This is a genomic window from Klebsiella africana (genome assembly GCF_020526085.1).
In the GTDB taxonomy this organism is placed as follows: Bacteria; Pseudomonadota; Gammaproteobacteria; order Enterobacterales; family Enterobacteriaceae; genus Klebsiella; species Klebsiella africana.
The window spans coordinates 5,101,580-5,120,937 of sequence record NZ_CP084874.1; the positions used below are offsets into that span (position 1 = coordinate 5,101,580).

The window sequence follows — 19,358 nt, forward strand, 5'->3', positions numbered from 1 at the left end:
TGTAATGGCTGTTATATTGCGAACTTCTATACGTTTAGACGTCCAGATGTAAAAATGACGGAAAAGCGCGCGGGCGTCAATAGAAAAATCTGCGTAAAGAGTGAGGAATAGGCCTCTAAAATGAAAAAAATTCATATTCCGGCGCTTTGCCAGCCGAAAGAGCTCGCTCTGCAGTCAATATGGGGTAGCACGATGTTCAGCCTGAGACTAGCGAGTCGTCAGGTGATCATCCAGCAGAGAAAGCCATTGCTGCACGGACTCTGCCTGGTGGGGCGCATAGATTACTCCAAGGCTTAACGGCATCGTGTCGCCCTCAGCCACCGGGCAGAACGCCACCCCCTGACGCTGGATCGCGGAAAAGGACGCCGGCAGCAGGATCATGCCTTCCCCGCGCGCAATACGCGCCAGCAGCACATCATGCTCGGCCGGCTCTTCCACATACGTCGGGGCATAGCCAGCCCGGTCGAAAATGCGGCGCGTGTAGTCAAAGAAATCGGGATTGCGCTCGCGTTTAAACCAGAACAGCGGCCGATGATTGAGCGCGCTTAACGTCAGCCCTGGCCTGGCGGCTTCCGCCCAGGAGGCAGGTAATGCCGCGATGAGCGGCTCCTGATACGGCAAAGGATGCAGGTGCAGCCCTTCGGTATTGAGCGGCAGCGCGACCAGCGCCGCATCGAGTTTGCCTTTGCGCACCTGCTGAGCCAGCGCCGGTGAAGCGTGGCGAGTGATATGCAACGCGCGGGTATGTTCGCTCAGCGCAGATTCAACAGCGGCGAAAATGCCTTGTTCGAAGGCGGTCGTCACGCCCAGACGCAAGGGCTGCGGCGAGTGAGCGGAGAGCTGGCTCAATGCCGCCAGCGTGCGTTCCTGGAGCGCCAGCAGAGGTCGAATCATCTCCAGCACCTCTCTTCCCGCGTCGGTCAGGATCAGGCCCTTGCTATGGCGCTGAAACAGCGTCACCCCCAGCTGCGCTTCCAGATGGCGCATATGGCGGCTCAGCGGCGGCTGCGAGATAAATAACCGCTGCGCCGCCCGACTGATGTTATTTTCCTCCGCTACCACGGCAAAGGCGCGCAGCAGGCGAATATCGAGGGAATGTAATCGTGAAGTTGTCATACTGAAAAGGTATCACGAAAAGGGTATTACTCAAGTCCGGCACACTTCCCTACCCTTCCTCTTAACGCACCATCACAGAGAGGAAAAAACGATGTCCAGCGAACGTTATATCATCGGTCAGGAAATGCTTCAGCGGGTGGATGGTAAGGGCGGGGAAGCCGTCGTCGACAGCCTACGGGATATCGCCCCCGATTTCGCCCGCTATCTGATTGAGTTCCCCTTCGGCGATATTTACGCCCGGCCAGGGCTTGATTTGCGCAGCCGGGAAATCGCTACCATCGCCGCACTCACGGCGTTGGGTAACGCCGAGCCACAGCTGAAAGTACACATTGCCGCGGGATTAAACGTTGGCCTGACGCAAGAGGAGATTACGGAAGCGATCATGCAGATGGCAGTCTATGCCGGATTCCCGGCGGCGCTAAACGGCCTGTTTGCCGCCAAAGCGGTTTTTGCGGCGCACTAACAAAAAAGACCAGGCAGCGCCTGGTCTTTTTCTCGGAACTACAGCAGCTGCGCCAGGCGGTTAATATCCGACTGGATCGCCCCGGCGGTCACATCGCGCCCGGCGCCTGGCCCGCGGATCACCAGCGGATTATCGCGATACCAGCGGCTTTCGATGGCGAACACGTTATCGCACGGCAGCAGCGCCGCCAGCGGGTGCTCTTCGCGTACCGCTTCCACACCGACGCGTGCTTTGCCGTTGGCATCAAAGCGCGCCACGTAGCGGAGCACCAGCCCCATCTCACGGGCCGCCTCCAGGCGCTGCAGCATCTGCTCGTTCAGCTCTTCGCCATTCTCAAAGAAGTGATCGACCGACCCCTCTTCACAGTGCGCCGGCACCAGTGATTCCACACGTACCTGATCGGGTTCGATGTCATAGCCCGCTTCCCGCGCGAGGATCACCAGCTTGCGCATCACATCCTTACCGGACAGATCGACGCGTGGATCCGGCTCGGTCAACCCCTGCTGCCACGCCTGATCCACCAGGTCGGTGAACGGCACGGTGCCATCGAACTGCAGGAACAGCCAGGAGAGCGTTCCCGAGAAGATACCGCTCAGGCCGAGGATGGTATCACCGCTGTCGATCAGGTCGCGCACCGTATGGTTCACCGGCAAGCCGGCACCCACGGTGGCGTTATACAACCAGTGGCGCCCCGTCTTCTCAAACGCATCGTGGATCTGACGATATTTATCACTGCTGCTGGCGCCCGCCAGCTTGTTGGCGCTAATGACGTGGAAGCCATGGCTGGCGAAATCAAGATACTGGTCGGCCAGCTGTTCGCTGGCGGTGACGTCCAGCACCACTAAATCATCGTACGGGTGCGCACGCATCCACAGGAACAGCGACTCTTCATCCTGCTCCACCGCTTCGTCGTTAAAGAAAGCCAGCGCCCGGCTGGCGTCCAGCCCCTCGTAGTTCAGCAGGCTGCGTTTACTGTCGACTACGCCGGCGAGAATAAACTCGAAACCGGTGCGCGCCGAGAGCGTAGTTTGTTCGCGAGCGAACAGCTCCAGCCAGCGGGAACCAATGTTCCCTTTGCCGAACAGCATCAGGCCAATACGCTTTTCGGCGCGAAACAAGGACTGATGCAGCCCCTGGATCAGGCTTTCCGTCGGCACGGCGCGCAGCACGGCCACCAGGCTGATTCCTTCTTCCGACTGCCAGGTGAACTCCACCGGCTGCCCTTTCAGCTGCTGCCAGAAACGGTGGCAGTGCAGCGGGTTACGGGTGACTCCCGCGCCCACCATCGCCACCAGCGCCAGCTTCTGACGCAGACGCAGCTCGCCCGGCAGACCGGCTTCATCGAGCAGTTTCAGCGCGCTGTCGGCCACCTCGGAGGTATAGCAGAACTGCAGCAGCTTACGGTCGGCATGGACGCCAACGGCTAACGGGCGCAGCTGAGCGCGTTTGAGCAGAGCGTCCAGCTCTTTATGCGCCAGTTTGAAATCGTGACCGGCCGGCACCTGGAACTCCACCAGGCAGACATCGTCATGACTGGTGACAATCCGGGCACCAGTACCGGAGGCCAGCACGCGCTCAATACGCGTGGAGCCCTGTTCCGGCGTATAGCTGCAGCGTAACTGCAGATCGATATCGCTGGCGGAAACCGGCTGTAGCGTTCGGGCATGGAGCACCGGCGCGGCCAGGCGCGCCAGCTCACTGGCTTCGTCCAGACGCAGCAGCGGCAGCAGGCAGGCGTCTTTCACCTTGCGCGGATCCGCACTGTAGACCCCGGCGACGTCGCTCCAGATAGTGACCCGGGAGGCGCCCGCCAGCGCGCCGATCTGCGTGGCTGAGTAGTCGGAACCGTTACGGCCCAGCAGGACGGTTTCACCGGCCTGGTTGCGGGAGATAAAGCCGGTCACCACCAGACGTTTGTTAGGATGCTGCGCCATCAGCTGCTGCAGCAGTGGATAGGATAATCCTTCGTCCACCTGCGGCTGCGCGGCACGTTCTGCGCGCAGGAACGCGCGCGCGTCAAGCCAGGCGGCTTCCATACCCAGCTGGTTGAGGACCGCCGCCATCAGGCGCGCGGACCACACTTCACCATGGCCGACCACTTCCGCATAAACCGCTTCGGTGACCCCCCCGTCCAGCAGGCCAGCCAGACGCTCAAGGTCATGGATAAAAGCGGCGATCAATATATCCGCCGCGGCGGGCTCTAGCAGACCACCAATCAGCTCGGTGTGATAGCGGCGAAGCGACTGCTGGACCTGATGCGCAGCGAGGCGATCGCTCTGGCTAAGCTTCAGCCAGCTGATCAGCTGGTTGGTGGTGCTGCCAGCGGCAGAGACGACCATCATGTCCCCCGCCTGCGAATACTCCGTCATGATCCCCGCGACGCGCAGGTAACATTTCGCATCCGCTAAACTACTCCCACCAAATTTGTGCAGCTGACGACCCTTCGCCCCTGCCTGCGCAATCACACTCATCTTTATTCCTCGTTTGCTGCCCGGAAGCCATTTTCCAGGTCGGCAATTAAATCTTCACCATCTTCAATACCGGTCGATATACGCAGGAGCGTTTCTGAAATTCCGGCGGCAGCACGCGCTTCAGGCGCCATGCCGGCATGCGTCATCGTTGCCGCATGGGAAATCAGGCTTTCAACGCCCCCCAGCGATTCCGCCAGTGTAAACAGCGACAGCCCGCTCAGGAAACGGCGCAGCGTCTGCTCGTCACCGTCAAGCTCGAAGCTTAACATCGCGCCAAAACCTTTTTGCTGACGCGCCGCAATTTCATGCCCCTGGTTTTCCGGCAGCGACGGATGATACAGCTTTTTCACCAGCGGCTGGGTTTTCAGATACTCAACGATCGCCAGAGCATTGCGCTGCGCTACTTCCATACGTGGAGACAGCGTCCGCAAACCGCGTAGCAGCAGGTAGCTATCGAAGGCGCTGCCGGTGACGCCAATATTATTCGCCCACCATGCCAGTTCGGTGACAGTCGCCGGATCGTTGGCAATCACCACCCCGGCCACCACATCGGAGTGGCCATTGAGGTATTTGGTACAGGAATGCAACACCAGGTCGGCGCCCAGCGCCAGCGGGTTTTGCAGCGCCGGGCTCAGGAAGGTGTTGTCCACCACGCTCACCGCCCCCGCCTCGCGCGCCAGGCCGCAGATTTTCGCAATATCCACCACCCGCAGCAATGGATTACTTGGGCTTTCCACCAGCACCAGCTTCGGTTTTTCCGCCAGCGCTGCCCGCAGTGCCTGCTCATCGTTTTGATCGACGAACTGAACACGATAGCAGCCGCGCTTCGCCAGGCTATCGAACAGACGGTAGCTGCCGCCGTAGCAGTCGTGCGGCGCCACCAGCAGATCGCCAGGTTTCAGGAACACTGTGGTCACCAGTAGGATCGCCGACATTCCGGTATTGGTCAGTACCGCACCCGCACCGCCTTCCAGTTCCGCCAGCGCGCGCTGTACGACATCGCGAGTCGGGTTGCCGCGACGGGAGTAGTCGTGGGCGCGAGGTTCATTAAAGCCGGTGAAATTATAGGTGCTGGAGAGGTGGATCGGCGGGACAACGCAACCGTACTGCTCGTCGTCATTTAAACCGCTACGCACTGCGATGGTGGCCTGTTTACGCGTCATGTTGGGAAGTTCCTGGGCTGAGTCGGTGAAAAGTCAGGCTCCAGAGTAATCATTGTCACAATAGACGTCAATACATCTGGACATCTAAACTTCTTTGCGTATAGATTGAGCAAAGTGCAAATAGCCGTTAAAATTATATGCATTAGCGCACGTCGGCGGCGGCTTATCTCATGTCAGAAAGCCCGCGCATACGGTAAACTACGCGCAATTATAGCCCGGGCGGAATATTCTGGCCCTTCACTAATAAACAGAGGATTAAGGTATCTCATGGCTGAATGGAGCGGCGAATATATCAGCCCATACGCTGAGCACGGTAAGAAGAGTGAACAAGTAAAGAAAATTACGGTTTCCATTCCTCTGAAGGTGTTAAAAATCCTCACCGATGAACGCACGCGTCGTCAGGTGAATAACCTGCGTCACGCGACCAACAGCGAGCTGCTGTGCGAAGCGTTTTTGCATGCCTTTACCGGACAACCGTTGCCTAACGATGAAGACCTGCGTAAAGAGCGCAGCGATGAGATCCCGGAAGCGGCGAAAGCGATTATGCGTGAACTGGGAATCGACCCGGATACGTGGGAATACTGAGACGATAAAAAGGGCGGAATAATCTTCCGCCCTTTTTTCTTTCCCGCCCAGGCAGGCGAGAGAAACAAAAAAGCCGCCCTGAGGCGGCTTCTTCTGGCAACTTACTTGCTGCCCGGGATGCTGAAGCGCTTGTTGAAGCGGTCAACACGGCCACCGGTAGCAACATCACGCTGTTTGCCGGTGAAGAACGGGTGGCATTTGCCGCACACGTCGAGGTTCAGGTCGTGACCAACGGTGGAGCGGATTTTCATGACATTACCGCAAGAACAGGTAGCAGTAATTTCGTCGTAATTTGGGTGAATACCTTTTTTCATGGGAGAACCTCAGTTAAGGCCGCGTCGCTCTTCCAGCCCTAACGCCAGACACCACGCGATATTAGTAATTTCCCGTCGCCTTCTACGCTGCTGACAGCGTGAAGCACGCGGTAATGGTCAATCTTCAATGCGATATAAAGCGCATCAAAGGCGGCGAATCATACAGAATTTAACCAGCATATGCAAACTGATCCGCGCCGCCTTATCGTAATGTGTATACTATCCCGCCAGATTTCAAGTCAGGAAGATGACATGCCCGTCGCCCACGTTGCCCTACCCGTTCCGCTACCGCGCACTTTTGACTACCTGCTGCCTGAAGGCATGGCGGTCAAAGCGGGTTGTCGGGTGCGGGTGCCGTTCGGCAAACAGGAGCGGATCGGCATTGTCGCGGCGGTGAGCGAGCGCAGCGAGTTGCCGCTGGAGGAGCTAAAACCGGTCGCGGAAGCGCTGGACGACGAGCCGGTCTTCTCTACGACGGTCTGGCGACTGCTGATGTGGGCGGCTGAATATTATCATCACCCGATCGGCGATGTGCTGTTCCATGCATTACCTATTCTGCTGCGCCAGGGCAAACCCGCCAGCGCCACGCCGCTGTGGTACTGGTTCGCCACCGAGCAGGGGCAGGTTGTCGACCTTAACAGTCTGAAACGTTCTCCGAAGCAGCAGCAGGCGCTGGCGGCGCTGCGCCAGGGCAAAATCTGGCGTCATCAGGTTGGCGAACTGGAATTCAATGAAGCGGCGCTGCAGGCGCTGCGCGGCAAAGGGCTGGCGGAGCTGGCCTGCGAAGCGCCCGCCCTCACCGACTGGCGCAGCGCGTATTCGGTTGCCGGCGAACGCCTGCGCCTGAATACCGAGCAGGCCACCGCCGTCGGGGCGATCCACAGCGCCGCCGATCGCTTCTCCGCCTGGCTGCTGGCCGGCATTACTGGCTCCGGGAAAACGGAAGTCTATTTGAGCGTACTGGAGAATGTGCTGGCGCAGGGGCGCCAGGCGCTGGTGATGGTGCCGGAGATCGGCCTGACGCCGCAAACCATCGCCCGTTTTCGCCAGCGCTTTAACGCGCCGGTGGAAGTGCTGCACTCCGGGCTCAATGACAGCGAACGTCTCTCGGCCTGGCTGAAGGCGAAAAACGGCGAAGCGGCCATTGTGATCGGCACCCGTTCCTCACTATTTACCCCATTTAAAGATCTTGGCGTCATCGTTATCGATGAAGAGCATGACAGCTCCTACAAGCAGCAGGAAGGCTGGCGCTACCATGCCCGCGACCTGGCGGTATGGCGCGCCCACAGCGAGCAGATCCCGATAATTCTCGGCTCGGCGACGCCGGCGCTGGAGACTCTGCATAACGTTCGCCAGGGCAAATACCGGCAGTTAACCTTAAGCAAACGTGCGGGCAATGCGCGCCCGGCCCAGCAGCACGTGCTCGATCTCAAAGGGCAACCGCTGCAGGCGGGGCTGTCTCCCGCGCTGATTAGCCGTATGCGCCAGCACCTGCAGGCGGATAACCAGGTGATCCTGTTTCTTAACCGCCGCGGCTTTGCGCCAGCGCTGCTGTGCCACGACTGCGGCTGGATAGCGGAATGCCCGCGCTGCGACAGCTACTATACGTTGCACCAGGCGCAGCACCATCTACGCTGCCACCATTGCGATAGTCAGCGTCCTATCCCACGCCAGTGCCCCTCCTGCGGCTCCACGCATCTGGTGCCGGTGGGTATCGGCACCGAGCAGCTCGAGCAGGCCCTGACGCCGCTCTTCCCTGACGTGCCTATCTCGCGTATCGACCGCGATACCACCAGCCGCAAAGGGGCGCTGGAGGAACATCTCGCCGCTGTCCATCGCGGCGGGGCGCGTATTTTGATTGGCACCCAGATGCTGGCCAAAGGCCACCACTTCCCGGACGTCACCCTCGTCTCCCTGCTGGACGTCGACGGAGCATTGTTTTCCGCTGATTTCCGCTCCGCAGAGCGTTTCGCTCAGCTTTATACCCAGGTCTCCGGACGAGCGGGCCGGGCAGGAAAACAGGGCGAGGTCATTCTTCAAACTCACCATCCGGAACACCCTCTTTTGCAGACCCTGCTGTATAAAGGCTACGACGCCTTTGCCGAACAGGCGCTGGCAGAGCGGCAGACAATGCAGCTGCCGCCATGGACCAGCCATGTGTTGATTCGTGCGGAAGACCATAACAATCAGCAGGCGCCGCTGTTTTTACAGCAGTTGCGCAATTTGCTGCAGGCCAGCCCGCTGGCCGACGATAAACTGTGGGTGCTCGGTCCGGTTCCGGCGCTGGCGCCGAAGCGCGGCGGCCGCTGGCGCTGGCAAATATTGTTGCAGCATCCTTCGCGGGTGCGCCTGCAGCATATCGTTAGCGGTACGCTGGCGCTGATTAACACGCTTCCGGAGGCGAGAAAAGTGAAGTGGGTACTGGATGTCGATCCTATTGAAGGGTAAGGCTTCTCTTGCGAGCCGGATCGAAAAATTCAACAAGCATCACGTTTTTCATGAAAATTCTGTAACTCACTGCTGCGACTATCTGATAAAAATGATGCAGCAGTTAGCGCCCAAGGGAAATGCCAGCGCCATTCAGCGAGGAGAAACCAGGTGAAGCCCAAAAAACAAGTGGTTGCCGCCACCATGAAAGACGTCGCCCTCAAGGCAAACGTTTCCACGGCAACCGTGTCCCGAGCGTTGATGAACCCTGATAAGGTGTCGCAAGCCACCCGTAACCGGGTCGAGCAGGCGGCGCTGGAAGTCGGCTATTTACCGCAGTCGCTCGGGCGTAATATGAAGCGCAACGAATCGCGAACGATCCTCGTGATCGTTCCGGATATCTGCGATCCCTTTTTTAGTGAAGTCATCCGCGGTATTGAAGTCACTGCCGCCGAGCACGGCTATCTGGTGTTAATCGGCGATTGCGCCCACCAGAACCAGAAAGAAAAAACCTTTATTGACCTTATCATCACCAAGCAGATCGACGGTATGGTGCTGCTCAGTTCGCGCCTGCCGTTCGACGCCAGCGTGGAAGAGCAGCGCAATTTGCCGCCGATGGTCATGTCGAACGAGTTCGCGCCGGAGCTGGAGCTGCCCACCGTCCACATCGATAACCTGACGGCAGCCTTTAACGCGGTGAACTATCTCCACGAGCTGGGACACCAGCGTATCGGCTGTATCGCCGGCCCGGAAGATATGCCGCTGTGCCATTATCGCCTGCAGGGTTACGTGCAGGCGCTGCGCCGCAGCGGTATCACCGTCGATCCACACTATATTGCTCGCGGCAACTTTACCTTCGAAGCCGGTGCCAACGCGCTGGAGCAGTTGCTGGCGCAGCCGGTGCCGCCGACCGCCGTCTTCTGCCATAGCGATGTGATGGCGCTGGGCGCCTTATCGCTGGCGAAACGCCGCGGCCTGAAGGTGCCGGACGACTTGTCAATTGTCGGCTTCGATAACATCGCGTTGTCTGAATTTTGCGACCCGCCGTTGACCACGGTTTCACAGCCACGGTTTGATATCGGCCGTGAAGGAATGCTGCTATTACTGGAGCAAATGCAGGGGCATAACGTGAACAGCGGCTCGCGTCTGCTCGATTGCGAACTGATTGTTCGCGGCAGTACGCAAAAAATCAGACGATAACCATCAGGCTTTCGGGCCTGCTCTTCTGGTCAAAGGCCCGCCGCTTAAGTAACATGGCGGGCTGACGAACGAATATAAGACAGCGAAACGATAGTGGCACAACGAGATTATGTACGCCGCAGCCAACCGGCTTCTTCGCGGCGCAAAAAGAGCACGACCCGAAGCTCAAGGAATAAGCAAAGCAGCCTTCCGGCGATTTCACCGGCGATGGTGGCGATCGCGGCGGCTGTGCTGGTGGCCTTTATCGGTGGCCTCTATTTCATTACGCATCATAAGAAAGAAGAAGCGGAAGCGATGCAAAATCGCCAGGCCGCCGGCAACGGCTTGCCGCCCAAACCGGAAGAGCGCTGGCGCTATATTAAAGAGCTGGAAAGCCGTCAGCCTGGCGTCCGTGCGCCGACCGAACCGACCGCCGGTGGCGAAGTCATGAAACCGGAACAGCTGACCGACGAGCAGCGCCAGCTGCTCGCCCAGATGCAGGCCGATATGCGCCAGCAGCCGACCCAGCTGACCGAAGTGCCGTGGAACGAACAAACGCCGGCGCAGCGCCAGCAGACGCTTCAGCGTCAGCGTTTAGCGCAGCAACAGCAGCAGGCGCAGCAGCAACAGTGGACGCAAACTCAGCCGCAGACCGTCCAACAGCAGCCGCGCGTTCAGCAGCCGAAGCCGGTTCAGCAGCAACAGCCGAAGCAGACCGCGTCAAACCAGCAGCCGTACCAGGATCTGCTGCAGACGCCGGCGCATACCAATACCACGCAGCCGCGTACCCAGGCCGCGGCGCCGGTAACTCGGGTGGAAGAAGCGCCGAAAACCACCGCCGAGAAGAAAGACGATCGTAGCTGGATGATCCAGTGCGGCTCCTTTAAGGGCGCCGAGCAGGCCGAAACCGTCCGTGCTCAGCTGGCTTTCGAAGGGTTTGCTTCGCACATTACCACCAACAATGGTTGGAACCGCGTGGTCATTGGCCCGCTGAAAGGCAAAGAAAGCGCCAACGAGATGATCACTCGCCTGAAGATGGCTGGTCACGCGAACTGCATTCGTCTCGCCGCCAGGGGTTGAAACCCTCAAAATCCCCCCCATCTATAATTGCATTCGGCCCCGCGAACAGCGCGGGGCCCCTGTTCCGCTTTTGCAACCAAGGGGTCTGCTCGTGACTACAATTGTAAGTGTTCGCCGTAACGGCCATGTTGTTATTGCCGGTGATGGCCAGGCCACGCTGGGCAACACCGTGATGAAGGGCAATGTGAAAAAAGTGCGTCGTCTGTACAACGACAAAGTAATTGCCGGTTTCGCTGGCGGCACTGCTGACGCCTTCACGCTGTTCGAACTGTTTGAACGTAAACTGGAAATGCACCAGGGCCATCTGGTGAAGGCCGCCGTTGAGCTGGCCAAAGACTGGCGAACCGATCGGATGTTGCGCAAGCTGGAAGCGCTGCTGGCCGTCGCGGACGAAAACGCGTCGCTTATCATCACCGGTAACGGCGACGTGGTACAGCCAGAAAACGATTTGATTGCTATCGGCTCCGGCGGTCCTTACGCCCAGGCCGCGGCCCGCGCGCTGCTTGAAAACACCGATATGGGCGCGCGCGACATCGCCGAGAAAGCGTTGGATATTGCAGGTGATATCTGCATCTATACCAACCATTTCCACACCATCGAAGAATTACCTTCTAAAGCGTAAGGATCTCCCATGTCTGAAATGACCCCACGCGAAATTGTCAGCGAACTGGACAAACACATTATCGGTCAGGACGCCGCCAAGCGTTCTGTTGCTATCGCTCTGCGTAACCGCTGGCGCCGGATGCAGCTTAACGAAGAGCTGCGTCATGAAGTCACGCCGAAAAACATTCTGATGATCGGCCCAACCGGCGTTGGTAAAACCGAAATCGCCCGTCGTCTGGCGAAACTGGCCAACGCGCCGTTTATTAAAGTTGAAGCGACCAAGTTCACCGAAGTGGGCTATGTCGGTAAAGAAGTGGATTCTATCATCCGCGATCTGACCGACGCGGCGATCAAAATGGTTCGCATGCAGTCCATCGATAAAAACCGTTACCGCGCGGAAGAGCTGGCGGAAGAGCGCGTGCTTGACGTGCTGATCCCTCCGGCAAAAAACAACTGGGGCCAGGCTGAACAGCCGCAGGAACCGTCTGCAGCGCGCCAGGCGTTCCGCAAGAAACTGCGTGAAGGCCAGCTGGACGATAAAGAGATCGAAATCGATCTTGCTGCGGCACCAATGGGCGTTGAAATCATGTCCCCTCCGGGCATGGAAGAGATGACCAGCCAGCTGCAGTCCATGTTCCAGAACCTCGGTGGCCAGAAGCAGAAACCGCGTAAGCTGAAAATCAAAGACGCCATGAAGCTGCTGATTGAAGAAGAAGCGGCCAAACTGGTCAATCCGGAAGAGCTGAAGCAGGAAGCCATCGACGCTGTAGAGCAGCACGGTATCGTCTTTATCGACGAAATCGACAAAATCTGTAAGCGCGGCGGCAACACCTCCGGCCCGGACGTGTCTCGCGAAGGCGTACAGCGCGACCTGCTGCCGCTGGTGGAAGGCTGCACCGTCTCCACCAAGCACGGGATGGTCAAGACCGACCACATCCTGTTTATCGCCTCCGGCGCGTTCCAGGTGGCCAGTCCGTCCGATCTGATCCCGGAACTGCAGGGGCGTCTGCCGATCCGCGTTGAGCTGAAAGCGCTGACCACCCAGGACTTCGAGCGCATCCTGACCGAGCCGAATGCCTCCATCACCGTGCAGTACAAGGCGCTGATGGCGACCGAAGGGGTGAATATCGAATTCACCGAAGACGGTATCAAGCGCATCGCCCAGGCTGCATGGCAGGTAAACGAAACCACCGAGAACATCGGTGCGCGTCGCCTGCACACCGTGCTGGAGCGCCTGGTGGAAGATATTTCCTATGATGCCAGCGAGATGAACGGCCAGACCGTCACTATTGATGCCGAATATGTGAGTAAACACCTGGATGTTCTGGTGGCAGATGAAGATCTGAGCCGTTTTATCCTATAATCCGGTGCAATGCATTTTCATCACTGTTGATGGGGGCTATAGCCCCCATTTTTATTGGCTAAAATAACTATGACTGATATCAGCCGTTCACAGGCGTGGCTGGAAAGCTTGCGTCCTAAAACGTTACCGTTGGCATTTGCCGCGATTATTGTTGGCACTACCCTGGCCTGGGAACAGGGCCATTTTGATCCCTGGGTCGCCCTGCTGGCGCTGATCACCGCCGGCTTGCTGCAAATTCTTTCCAACCTGGCTAATGACTATGGCGACGCGGTCAAAGGGAGCGACAAACCGGATCGCATCGGGCCGCTGCGCGGCATGCAGAAAGGGGTGATAACCCCCCAGCAGATGAAGCGGGCCCTGATCGTCACCGTCGTGCTGATCTGTCTGTTTGGTCTGGCGCTGCTGTGCGCCGCCTGGCAGAGCGTCGGCGATTTCATCGGCTTCCTCGCCCTGGGTGGCCTGTCTATCGTGGCCGCCATCACCTACACGGTAGGCACCCGTCCGTATGGATATATTGGTCTGGGTGATATCTCAGTACTCGTTTTCTTCGGCTGGCTGAGCGTCCTCGGCAGCTGGTATCTGCAAGCCCATAATGTGGAAGCGGCCATTTTTCTGCCGGCGACGGCCTGCGGTTTACTGGCGACCGCCGTGCTGAACATCAATAACCTGCGTGATATCGACAGCGACCGGCAGAACGGGAAGAACACCCTCGCCGTGCGCCTGGGCCCGGTCAATGCCCGCCGCTATCATGCCTGCCTGTTACTCGGCGCCCTGCTGTGTCTGGCGCTGTTTAACCTGCTGGCGCTACATTCAGTCTGGGGCTGGCTGTTTATTCTCGCCACACCGCTGCTGGTGAAACAGGCGCGCTACGTCCTGCGCGAATCCGATCCGGTGGCGATGCGCCCGATGCTCGAAAAGACGGTCAAAGGCGCTTTACTGACCAACCTGCTGTTTGTTATCGGAATTATTGCCAGTAAGCTGATGGCTTAACTGACAAATATCAATTAACAATTGATGATTTTGCCAACAATGCGATTCGCGGGATATACTAAAAACTCTCGCAGCAACTGAACGTTAAGCCTATGAAATACGATACTTCCGAGCTTTGTGACATCTACCAGGAAGATGTCAACGTCGTGGAACCGCTGTTCTCTAACTTTGGAGGACGGTCGTCGTTTGGTGGACAGATCATTACGGTTAAATGTTTCGAGGATAACGGGTTGCTCTACGATCTGCTCGAGCAGAATGGCCGTGGTCATATTCTCCTGATCGACGGCGGCGGCTCAGTACGACGCGCGTTAATTGACGCAGACCTGGCGCGTCTGGCCGTCCAGAATGAATGGGAAGGGTTGGTGGTCTATGGCGCGGTGCGCCAGGTTGACGACCTTGAGGAACTGGACATTGGTATTCAGGCGCTGGCGGCTATTCCGGTCGGCGCGGCTGGCGAAGGCATCGGCGAAAGCGACGTGCGCGTCAATTTCGGCGGGGTGACCTTCTTCTCCGGCGACCATTTGTATGCCGATAACACCGGGATGATCCTCTCGGAAGACCCGCTGGATATCGAATAAACCTTCCGCCATAAAAAAGGCCTTCTCCATGAGAAGGCCTTTTGTTTATCCGGCGCTTAACTTAGTACAGTTTCTTCGCGCAATCCAGCCAGTCGTTCTTGAACGGACGCTTCATGTTCTCGATGGCATCGATGATGTCGTGGTGCACCAGCTTCTCGTTCTGGATGCCGACGCAACGGCCGCCATGGCCCTGCAGCAGCAGCTCAATCGCATAGGCGCCCATGCGGGAAGCCAGGATACGGTCGTAAGGAACCGGGGAACCGCCGCGCTGAATATGGCCGAGGACGGTGGCGCGAGTTTCACGGCCAGTCTCTTTCTCGATGTAGCTTGCCAGCTCGTCAACGTCGCACATGTGCTCGGTGATGGCCACGATAGCGTGTTTCTTCCCTTTCGCGATACCGGCTTTGATTTCTGCCACCAGATCGTCACGGGTATATTCCACTTCCGGCACCATGATGAACTCACAGCCGCCGGCAATCGCCGCCGCCAGGGTCAGGTCGCCGCAATAACGGCCCATCACTTCCACCACGGAGATACGCTGGTGTGAAGAAGAGGTGTCGCGCAGACGGTCAATCGCTTCTACCACGGTGCTCAGGGCGGTGAAAAAGCCGATGGTGTAGTCAGTGCCTTTGATATCGTTGTCGATAGTGCCCGGCAGGCCGATGCACGGGAAGCCCATCTCGGTCAGGCGCATCGCCCCCATATAGGACCCGTCACCGCCGATAACCACCAGCGCGTCCAGGCCGCGCTTCTTCATGTTTTCGATAGCCACAGCGCGAATGTGTTCTTCGCGGAATTCCGGGAAGCGAGCGGAACCCAGGAAGGTGCCGCCGCGGTTGATCATGTCGGAAACGCTGTAACGGTCGAGCTGAACCATACGGTCTTCATACAATCCGAGGTAACCGTCATAGATTCCAAAAACTTCCAGACCTTCCGTTAATGCCGCGCGCACAACGCCACGAATTGCTGCGTTCATGCCCGGCGCATCACCGCCACTTGTCAACACACCGATTTTCTTAATCATGACTACCTCTGAACTTAGGAAGCAAAAAATAATTCTGTTGCCTGAAGCGCTCCCTCACCAGGAGTGCACGACGCTAATGACAATAGTATATCAAACGCCTCAAGCTGAATTGATTCAGGTCAGACCAAACGGCGGTAATTTATACAAAAAATGCCGATCTGCCCCACATTTTTACATCGAGTTTACAGACTATAACCTAACGCTCAAAAAAGCCCTGCTGCGCCGCTGGCACCACAGAACTGGGATCCTGATGGATAATGACATCGGAACCCGGGAAACGGCGCAGAATCGCCTGCTCCACTTGGTCTGCAATCACGTGGGCTTGCACCAGCGGGAGGTTATCTTCCATTTCCAAATGAATCTGAATAAAGCGGGTCGGCCCTGACTGCCGCGTTCGTAGATCGTGCGCCCCGCGGATGCCGGGCCATGCGGTCACGATGGTGATAATGTCCTGACGCTCCTCGTCAGGCAAGGCGCGGTCAAGTAATGACTGAACCGCTTCATAGCCCATCCGCAGCGCGCTATATAAAATATAGATGCCAATCCCTAAGGCAAACAACGCGTCGGCGCGATGCCAGCCGTACCAGGAGAGGCCCAGCGCCACCAGAATGGCGCCGTTCATCATAACATCAGACTGATAATGAAGCATATCCGCCCGCACCGCCTGGCTCTGGGTTTTTCGCACCACCCAGCGCTGGAAGGTTACCAGCGCCAGTGTGCTGAACAGGGCGATCAACGTGACGACAACCCCGACGCCGGCGGCCTGCAGCGGCTCCGGACGCACCAGGTGCTGAATGCCGGTGAGAAACAGAAACAGCGCCGAGCCGGAGATAAACATGCTTTGCGCCAGCGCCGCCAGCGACTCCGCTTTGCCGTGGCCAAAGGTGTGTTCTTCATCAGCAGGCTGCAGCGAATAGCGAACCACCAGCAGGTTGGTCAGCGAGGCGGCAATGTCCACCAGTGAATCCACCAGCGCAGCCAGAATACTGACAGAACCGGTATACCACCACGCAAAAATTTTGATCAAAAGTAACGCGGAGGCCATAGCCGTCGCTGCAATAGCGGCGCGGCTGACCAACCGGCCATAAGATTGATTCATATAGGCTCCTTCTCCTGCAATGCGCTTAGTATAACCCGAAGTTGTGACGCTCACGGGATGCGCGAAGAAGTTGATTCGCCGAAAAAAGGGCAAAAAAAACCCCCACATCATGTGGGGGAAGACAGGGATGGTGTCTATGGCAAGGAAAACAGGGTTTGTTACTGGGGTTGCAGGGTGTTGCTACTACTCGAAAGCATCATCGCTGAGCCTTTCTGCATCCTTGCAACCTCACGCAACTGATCCATACGTTGCTGGTGCTTAGCATTTAAAACCGCTTGCTGCTCTGGCGTAAGCAGGTGGTACATCTGGTTGCGGACCTTAGCCATTTCGACCTGGCGGGCAACCTGTTCCTGCGCCATCTTTTCTGCCTGAGCGCGCACAGCGTTTTCATCAAAATTTTCTGCGGTGACAAGGCGATGCATTGTCTCCATTTCGCTAACATTAACGGGGAGCCTGTCGTGGCGTGCCCGTTGCATAAGATCCCGTAACTGCTGACGTTGCTGCTCGGTTAAACTTATGCCGTCAAACATATGGCTCTGGCTACCGCGCTGTCCCCCGTCGTCTCCGGGGAGCCAGTTAACGCTGGTAACGACTTCAGCGGCCTGGCTATATGCACTTAGCGCCAGCGTTGAGGCCATGACGGCAGCGATAACATTGCGCATCACATACTCCCAAAACGTTTGTGTCGCGATTCAACGAGAGACAGTCTACGATTCAGGCTGCAAACATGCGTCAGGGGGTGTAAAACAACGTAAAGTCATGGATTAGCGGGCCTTGATGACGTAATTTCTGCCTCGGAGGTATTTAAACAATGAATAAAATCCTGTTAGTTGATGATGACCGGGAGCTCACCTCCCTGTTAAAAGAGCTGCTCGATATGGAAGGTTTTAATGTGCTCGTAGCCCATGACGGGGAACAGGCGCTGGCCCTTCTGGACGACAGCGTTGATTTATTGCTGCTCGACGTGATGATGCCGAAGAAAAACGGTATCGATACGCTGAAAGAGCTGCGTCAGACACACCAGACTCCGGTTATCATGCTAACAGCGCGCGGAAGCGAGCTGGATCGCGTTCTCGGCCTCGAACTGGGCGCAGATGACTATTTGCCTAAACCATTTAACGATCGCGAGCTGGTGGCCCGTATACGCGCGATTCTACGCCGCTCCCACTGGAGCGAGCAGCAGCAGACGACCGAAGCCGGCTCACCAACCCTGGAAGTGGATGCCTTAAGCCTCAATCCGGGCCGTCAGGAAGCCAATTTCGATGGCCAGACGCTGGAGCTCACCGGCACCGAGTTCACCCTGCTCTATCTGTTAGCGCAGCATCTCGGCCAGGTGGTGTCGCGTGAACATTTAAGCCAGGAAGTGTTAGGCAAGCGCCTGACGCCGTTCGACCGCGCTATCGATATGCATATTTCCAACCTGCGGCGTAAGCTGCCGGAGCGCAAAGATGGCCATCCGTGGTTTAAAACACTGCGTGGCCGCGGGTATCTGATGGTTTCCGCTTCATGATTGGAAGTTTGACTGCACGCATCTTCGCCATCTTCTGGCTCACGCTGGCGCTGGTGTTGATGCTGGTGCTGATGTTGCCCAAACTGGATTCCCGGCAGATGACCGAGCTGCTGGAAAGCGAGCAGCGTCAGGGCATCATGATCGAGCAGCACGTCGAGGCCGAGCTGGCCAACGATCCGCCAAACGACCTGATGTGGTGGCGCCGTCTGTTTCGTGCCATCGATAAATGGGCGCCGCCGGGACAACGCCTGCTGCTGGTAACCAGCGAAGGCCGCGTGATCGGTGCAGAACGCAACGAGATGCAGATCATTCGTAACTTTATCGGCCAGGCCGATAACGCCGATCATCCGCAGAAAAAACGCTATGGCCGCCTGGAAATGGTGGGCCCGTTTTCCGTCCGGGACGGGGAGGATAACTATCAGCTCTATCTGATTCGTCCCGCCAGCACCTCACAATCCGACTTTATCAACCTGCTGTTTGACCGGCCGCTGCTGCTGCTGATCGTCACGATGCTGGTCAGCGCCCCGCTGCTGCTGTGGCTGGCGTGGAGCCTGGCGAAACCGGCGCGTAAGCTGAAAAATGCCGCCGACGAAGTTGCCCAGGGTAACCTGCGCCAGCATCCGGAGCTGGAGGCCGGGCCGCAGGAGTTTTTAGCCGCTGGCGCCAGCTTTAACCAGATGGTCACCGCGCTGGAAAGGATGATGACCAGCCAGCAGCGGCTGCTGTCCGATATCTCGCACGAGCTGCGCACGCCGCTTACACGCCTGCAGTTGGGCACCGCCCTGCTGCGCCGCCGCAGCGGAGAGAGCAAGGAGCTGGAGCGGATCGAAACCGAAGCGCACCGGCTGGACAGCATGATTAACGACCTGCTGGTGATGTCGCGTAATCAGGCGAAAAACGCCCTGGTCAGCGAGACGGTGAAAGCCAATCAGCTGTGGAATGAAGTGTTAGACAACGCGGCGTTTGAAGCCGAGCAGATGGGGAAATCTTTCACCGTTGAGTATCCGCCGGGCCCATGGCCGCTGTACGGTAACCCCAATGCGCTGGAAAGCGCGCTGGAGAATATCGTCCGCAACGCCCTGCGCTACTCGCATACGAAAATTTCCGTCAGCTTCTCGGTGGATAAAGACGGGATTACGGTTAACGTCGATGACGACGGCCCGGGCGTCAGCCCGGAGGATCGCGAGCAGATTTTCCGGCCATTCTACCGGACCGACGAGGCGCGCGACCGCGAGTCCGGCGGCACCGGCCTGGGGCTGGCGATTGTCGAAACCGCTATTCAGCAGCACCGCGGCTGGGTGAAGGCCGACGACAGCCCGCTGGGTGGCCTGCGTTTAACAATCTGGCTGCCGCTGTATAAACGAACCTGACGCCGACCCGGCCTGCGCTGGCC

Annotated in this window: 18 protein-coding genes; 11 read left to right on the forward strand and 7 right to left on the reverse strand. The window is 58.0% G+C overall.

Annotated features, from left to right (window positions below):
* Nucleotides 1-207: 207 nt before the first annotated feature.
* Nucleotides 208-1,116 (reverse strand): LysR family transcriptional regulator, encoded by a 909-nt coding sequence (locus LGL98_RS24485; protein WP_136031336.1) that lies wholly within the window; start codon nt 1,114-1,116, stop codon nt 208-210.
* Nucleotides 1,117-1,207: 91 nt separating this feature from the next.
* Here LGL98_RS24485 and LGL98_RS24490 point away from each other — a divergent pair, with 91 nt between their 5' ends.
* Nucleotides 1,208-1,579 (forward strand): carboxymuconolactone decarboxylase family protein, encoded by a 372-nt coding sequence (locus LGL98_RS24490; RefSeq protein WP_136031334.1) that lies wholly within the window; start codon nt 1,208-1,210, stop codon nt 1,577-1,579.
* A 38-nt stretch (nt 1,580-1,617) separates the two neighbouring features.
* On the opposite strand, the gene LGL98_RS24495 is transcribed toward LGL98_RS24490, so the two are convergent.
* Both LGL98_RS24495 and metB read right to left on the reverse strand, forming a co-directional pair.
* Nucleotides 1,618-4,050: a bifunctional aspartate kinase/homoserine dehydrogenase II gene (locus LGL98_RS24495; RefSeq protein WP_136031332.1), complete on the reverse strand. Its 2,433-nt coding sequence runs from the start codon at nt 4,048-4,050 to the stop codon at nt 1,618-1,620.
* Between the two features lie 2 nt (nt 4,051-4,052).
* Nucleotides 4,053-5,213 (reverse strand): cystathionine gamma-synthase, encoded by a 1,161-nt coding sequence (gene metB / locus LGL98_RS24500; RefSeq protein WP_049165344.1) that lies wholly within the window; start codon nt 5,211-5,213, stop codon nt 4,053-4,055.
* A 267-nt stretch (nt 5,214-5,480) separates the two neighbouring features.
* Between metB and metJ the strand changes: the two genes are divergently transcribed.
* Nucleotides 5,481-5,798: a met regulon transcriptional regulator MetJ gene (gene metJ / locus LGL98_RS24505; protein ID WP_002882924.1), complete on the forward strand. Its 318-nt coding sequence runs from the start codon at nt 5,481-5,483 to the stop codon at nt 5,796-5,798.
* Nucleotides 5,799-5,899: 101 nt separating this feature from the next.
* On the opposite strand, the gene rpmE is transcribed toward metJ, so the two are convergent.
* A complete protein-coding gene (rpmE, locus tag LGL98_RS24510; RefSeq protein ID WP_002882922.1) occupies nt 5,900-6,112 on the reverse strand; it encodes a 50S ribosomal protein L31 in 213 nt (70 codons plus the stop codon).
* A gap of 252 nt (nt 6,113-6,364) precedes the next feature.
* On the opposite strand from rpmE, the gene priA reads away from it, so the two are divergent.
* The 7 genes from priA (at nt 6,365) to rraA (ending at nt 14,332) form a co-directional block, all read left to right on the forward strand.
* A complete protein-coding gene (gene priA, locus LGL98_RS24515) occupies nt 6,365-8,560 on the forward strand; it encodes a primosomal protein N' (RefSeq protein WP_136031330.1) in 2,196 nt (731 codons plus the stop codon).
* Nucleotides 8,561-8,710: 150 nt separating this feature from the next.
* A complete protein-coding gene (gene cytR, locus LGL98_RS24520) occupies nt 8,711-9,739 on the forward strand; it encodes a DNA-binding transcriptional regulator CytR (protein ID WP_002882921.1) in 1,029 nt (342 codons plus the stop codon).
* Nucleotides 9,740-9,832: 93 nt separating this feature from the next.
* Nucleotides 9,833-10,798 carry a cell division protein FtsN gene (gene ftsN / locus LGL98_RS24525; protein WP_136031328.1) on the forward strand — a complete coding sequence of 322 codons (966 nt, stop codon included), beginning with the start codon at nt 9,833-9,835 and terminating at the stop codon, nt 10,796-10,798.
* A 91-nt stretch (nt 10,799-10,889) separates the two neighbouring features.
* Nucleotides 10,890-11,420, forward strand: a complete 531-nt coding sequence (gene hslV / locus LGL98_RS24530) for an ATP-dependent protease subunit HslV (protein WP_002882918.1) — start codon at nt 10,890-10,892, stop codon at nt 11,418-11,420.
* Nucleotides 11,421-11,429: 9 nt separating this feature from the next.
* Nucleotides 11,430-12,764 carry an ATP-dependent protease ATPase subunit HslU gene (gene hslU, locus LGL98_RS24535; RefSeq protein WP_136031327.1) on the forward strand — a complete coding sequence of 445 codons (1,335 nt, stop codon included), beginning with the start codon at nt 11,430-11,432 and terminating at the stop codon, nt 12,762-12,764.
* A 69-nt stretch (nt 12,765-12,833) separates the two neighbouring features.
* The gene (menA, locus tag LGL98_RS24540) at nt 12,834-13,754 is read left to right on the forward strand and encodes a 1,4-dihydroxy-2-naphthoate polyprenyltransferase (RefSeq protein WP_136031325.1); all 921 of its coding nucleotides are present in this window, start codon (nt 12,834-12,836) and stop codon (nt 13,752-13,754) included.
* 92 nt (nt 13,755-13,846) lie between these two features.
* Nucleotides 13,847-14,332 (forward strand): ribonuclease E activity regulator RraA, encoded by a 486-nt coding sequence (gene rraA / locus LGL98_RS24545; protein ID WP_002882913.1) that lies wholly within the window; start codon nt 13,847-13,849, stop codon nt 14,330-14,332.
* 61 nt (nt 14,333-14,393) lie between these two features.
* Here the strand turns inward: rraA and pfkA are convergent, their stop codons facing one another.
* The 3 genes from pfkA to cpxP form a co-directional block, all read right to left on the reverse strand.
* The gene (gene pfkA, locus LGL98_RS24550) at nt 14,394-15,356 is read right to left on the reverse strand and encodes a 6-phosphofructokinase (RefSeq protein WP_002882911.1); all 963 of its coding nucleotides are present in this window, start codon (nt 15,354-15,356) and stop codon (nt 14,394-14,396) included.
* Nucleotides 15,357-15,552: 196 nt separating this feature from the next.
* Nucleotides 15,553-16,455, reverse strand: coding sequence for a CDF family cation-efflux transporter FieF (gene fieF / locus LGL98_RS24555; RefSeq protein WP_008807873.1), 903 nt, complete (start codon nt 16,453-16,455; stop codon nt 15,553-15,555).
* Between the two features lie 158 nt (nt 16,456-16,613).
* On the reverse strand, nt 16,614-17,117 hold the full coding sequence (gene cpxP / locus LGL98_RS24560; RefSeq protein ID WP_002882903.1) for a cell-envelope stress modulator CpxP: 504 nt from the start codon (nt 17,115-17,117) through the stop codon (nt 16,614-16,616).
* A 149-nt stretch (nt 17,118-17,266) separates the two neighbouring features.
* Here cpxP and cpxR point away from each other — a divergent pair, with 149 nt between their 5' ends.
* Both cpxR and cpxA read left to right on the forward strand, forming a co-directional pair.
* The gene (gene cpxR, locus LGL98_RS24565; RefSeq protein ID WP_002882901.1) at nt 17,267-17,965 is read left to right on the forward strand and encodes an envelope stress response regulator transcription factor CpxR; all 699 of its coding nucleotides are present in this window, start codon (nt 17,267-17,269) and stop codon (nt 17,963-17,965) included.
* A complete protein-coding gene (cpxA, locus tag LGL98_RS24570) occupies nt 17,962-19,335 on the forward strand; it encodes an envelope stress sensor histidine kinase CpxA (RefSeq protein WP_002882898.1) in 1,374 nt (457 codons plus the stop codon). Before cpxR ends, cpxA begins: the two co-directional genes overlap by 4 nt.
* Nucleotides 19,336-19,358: the final 23 nt, after the last annotated feature.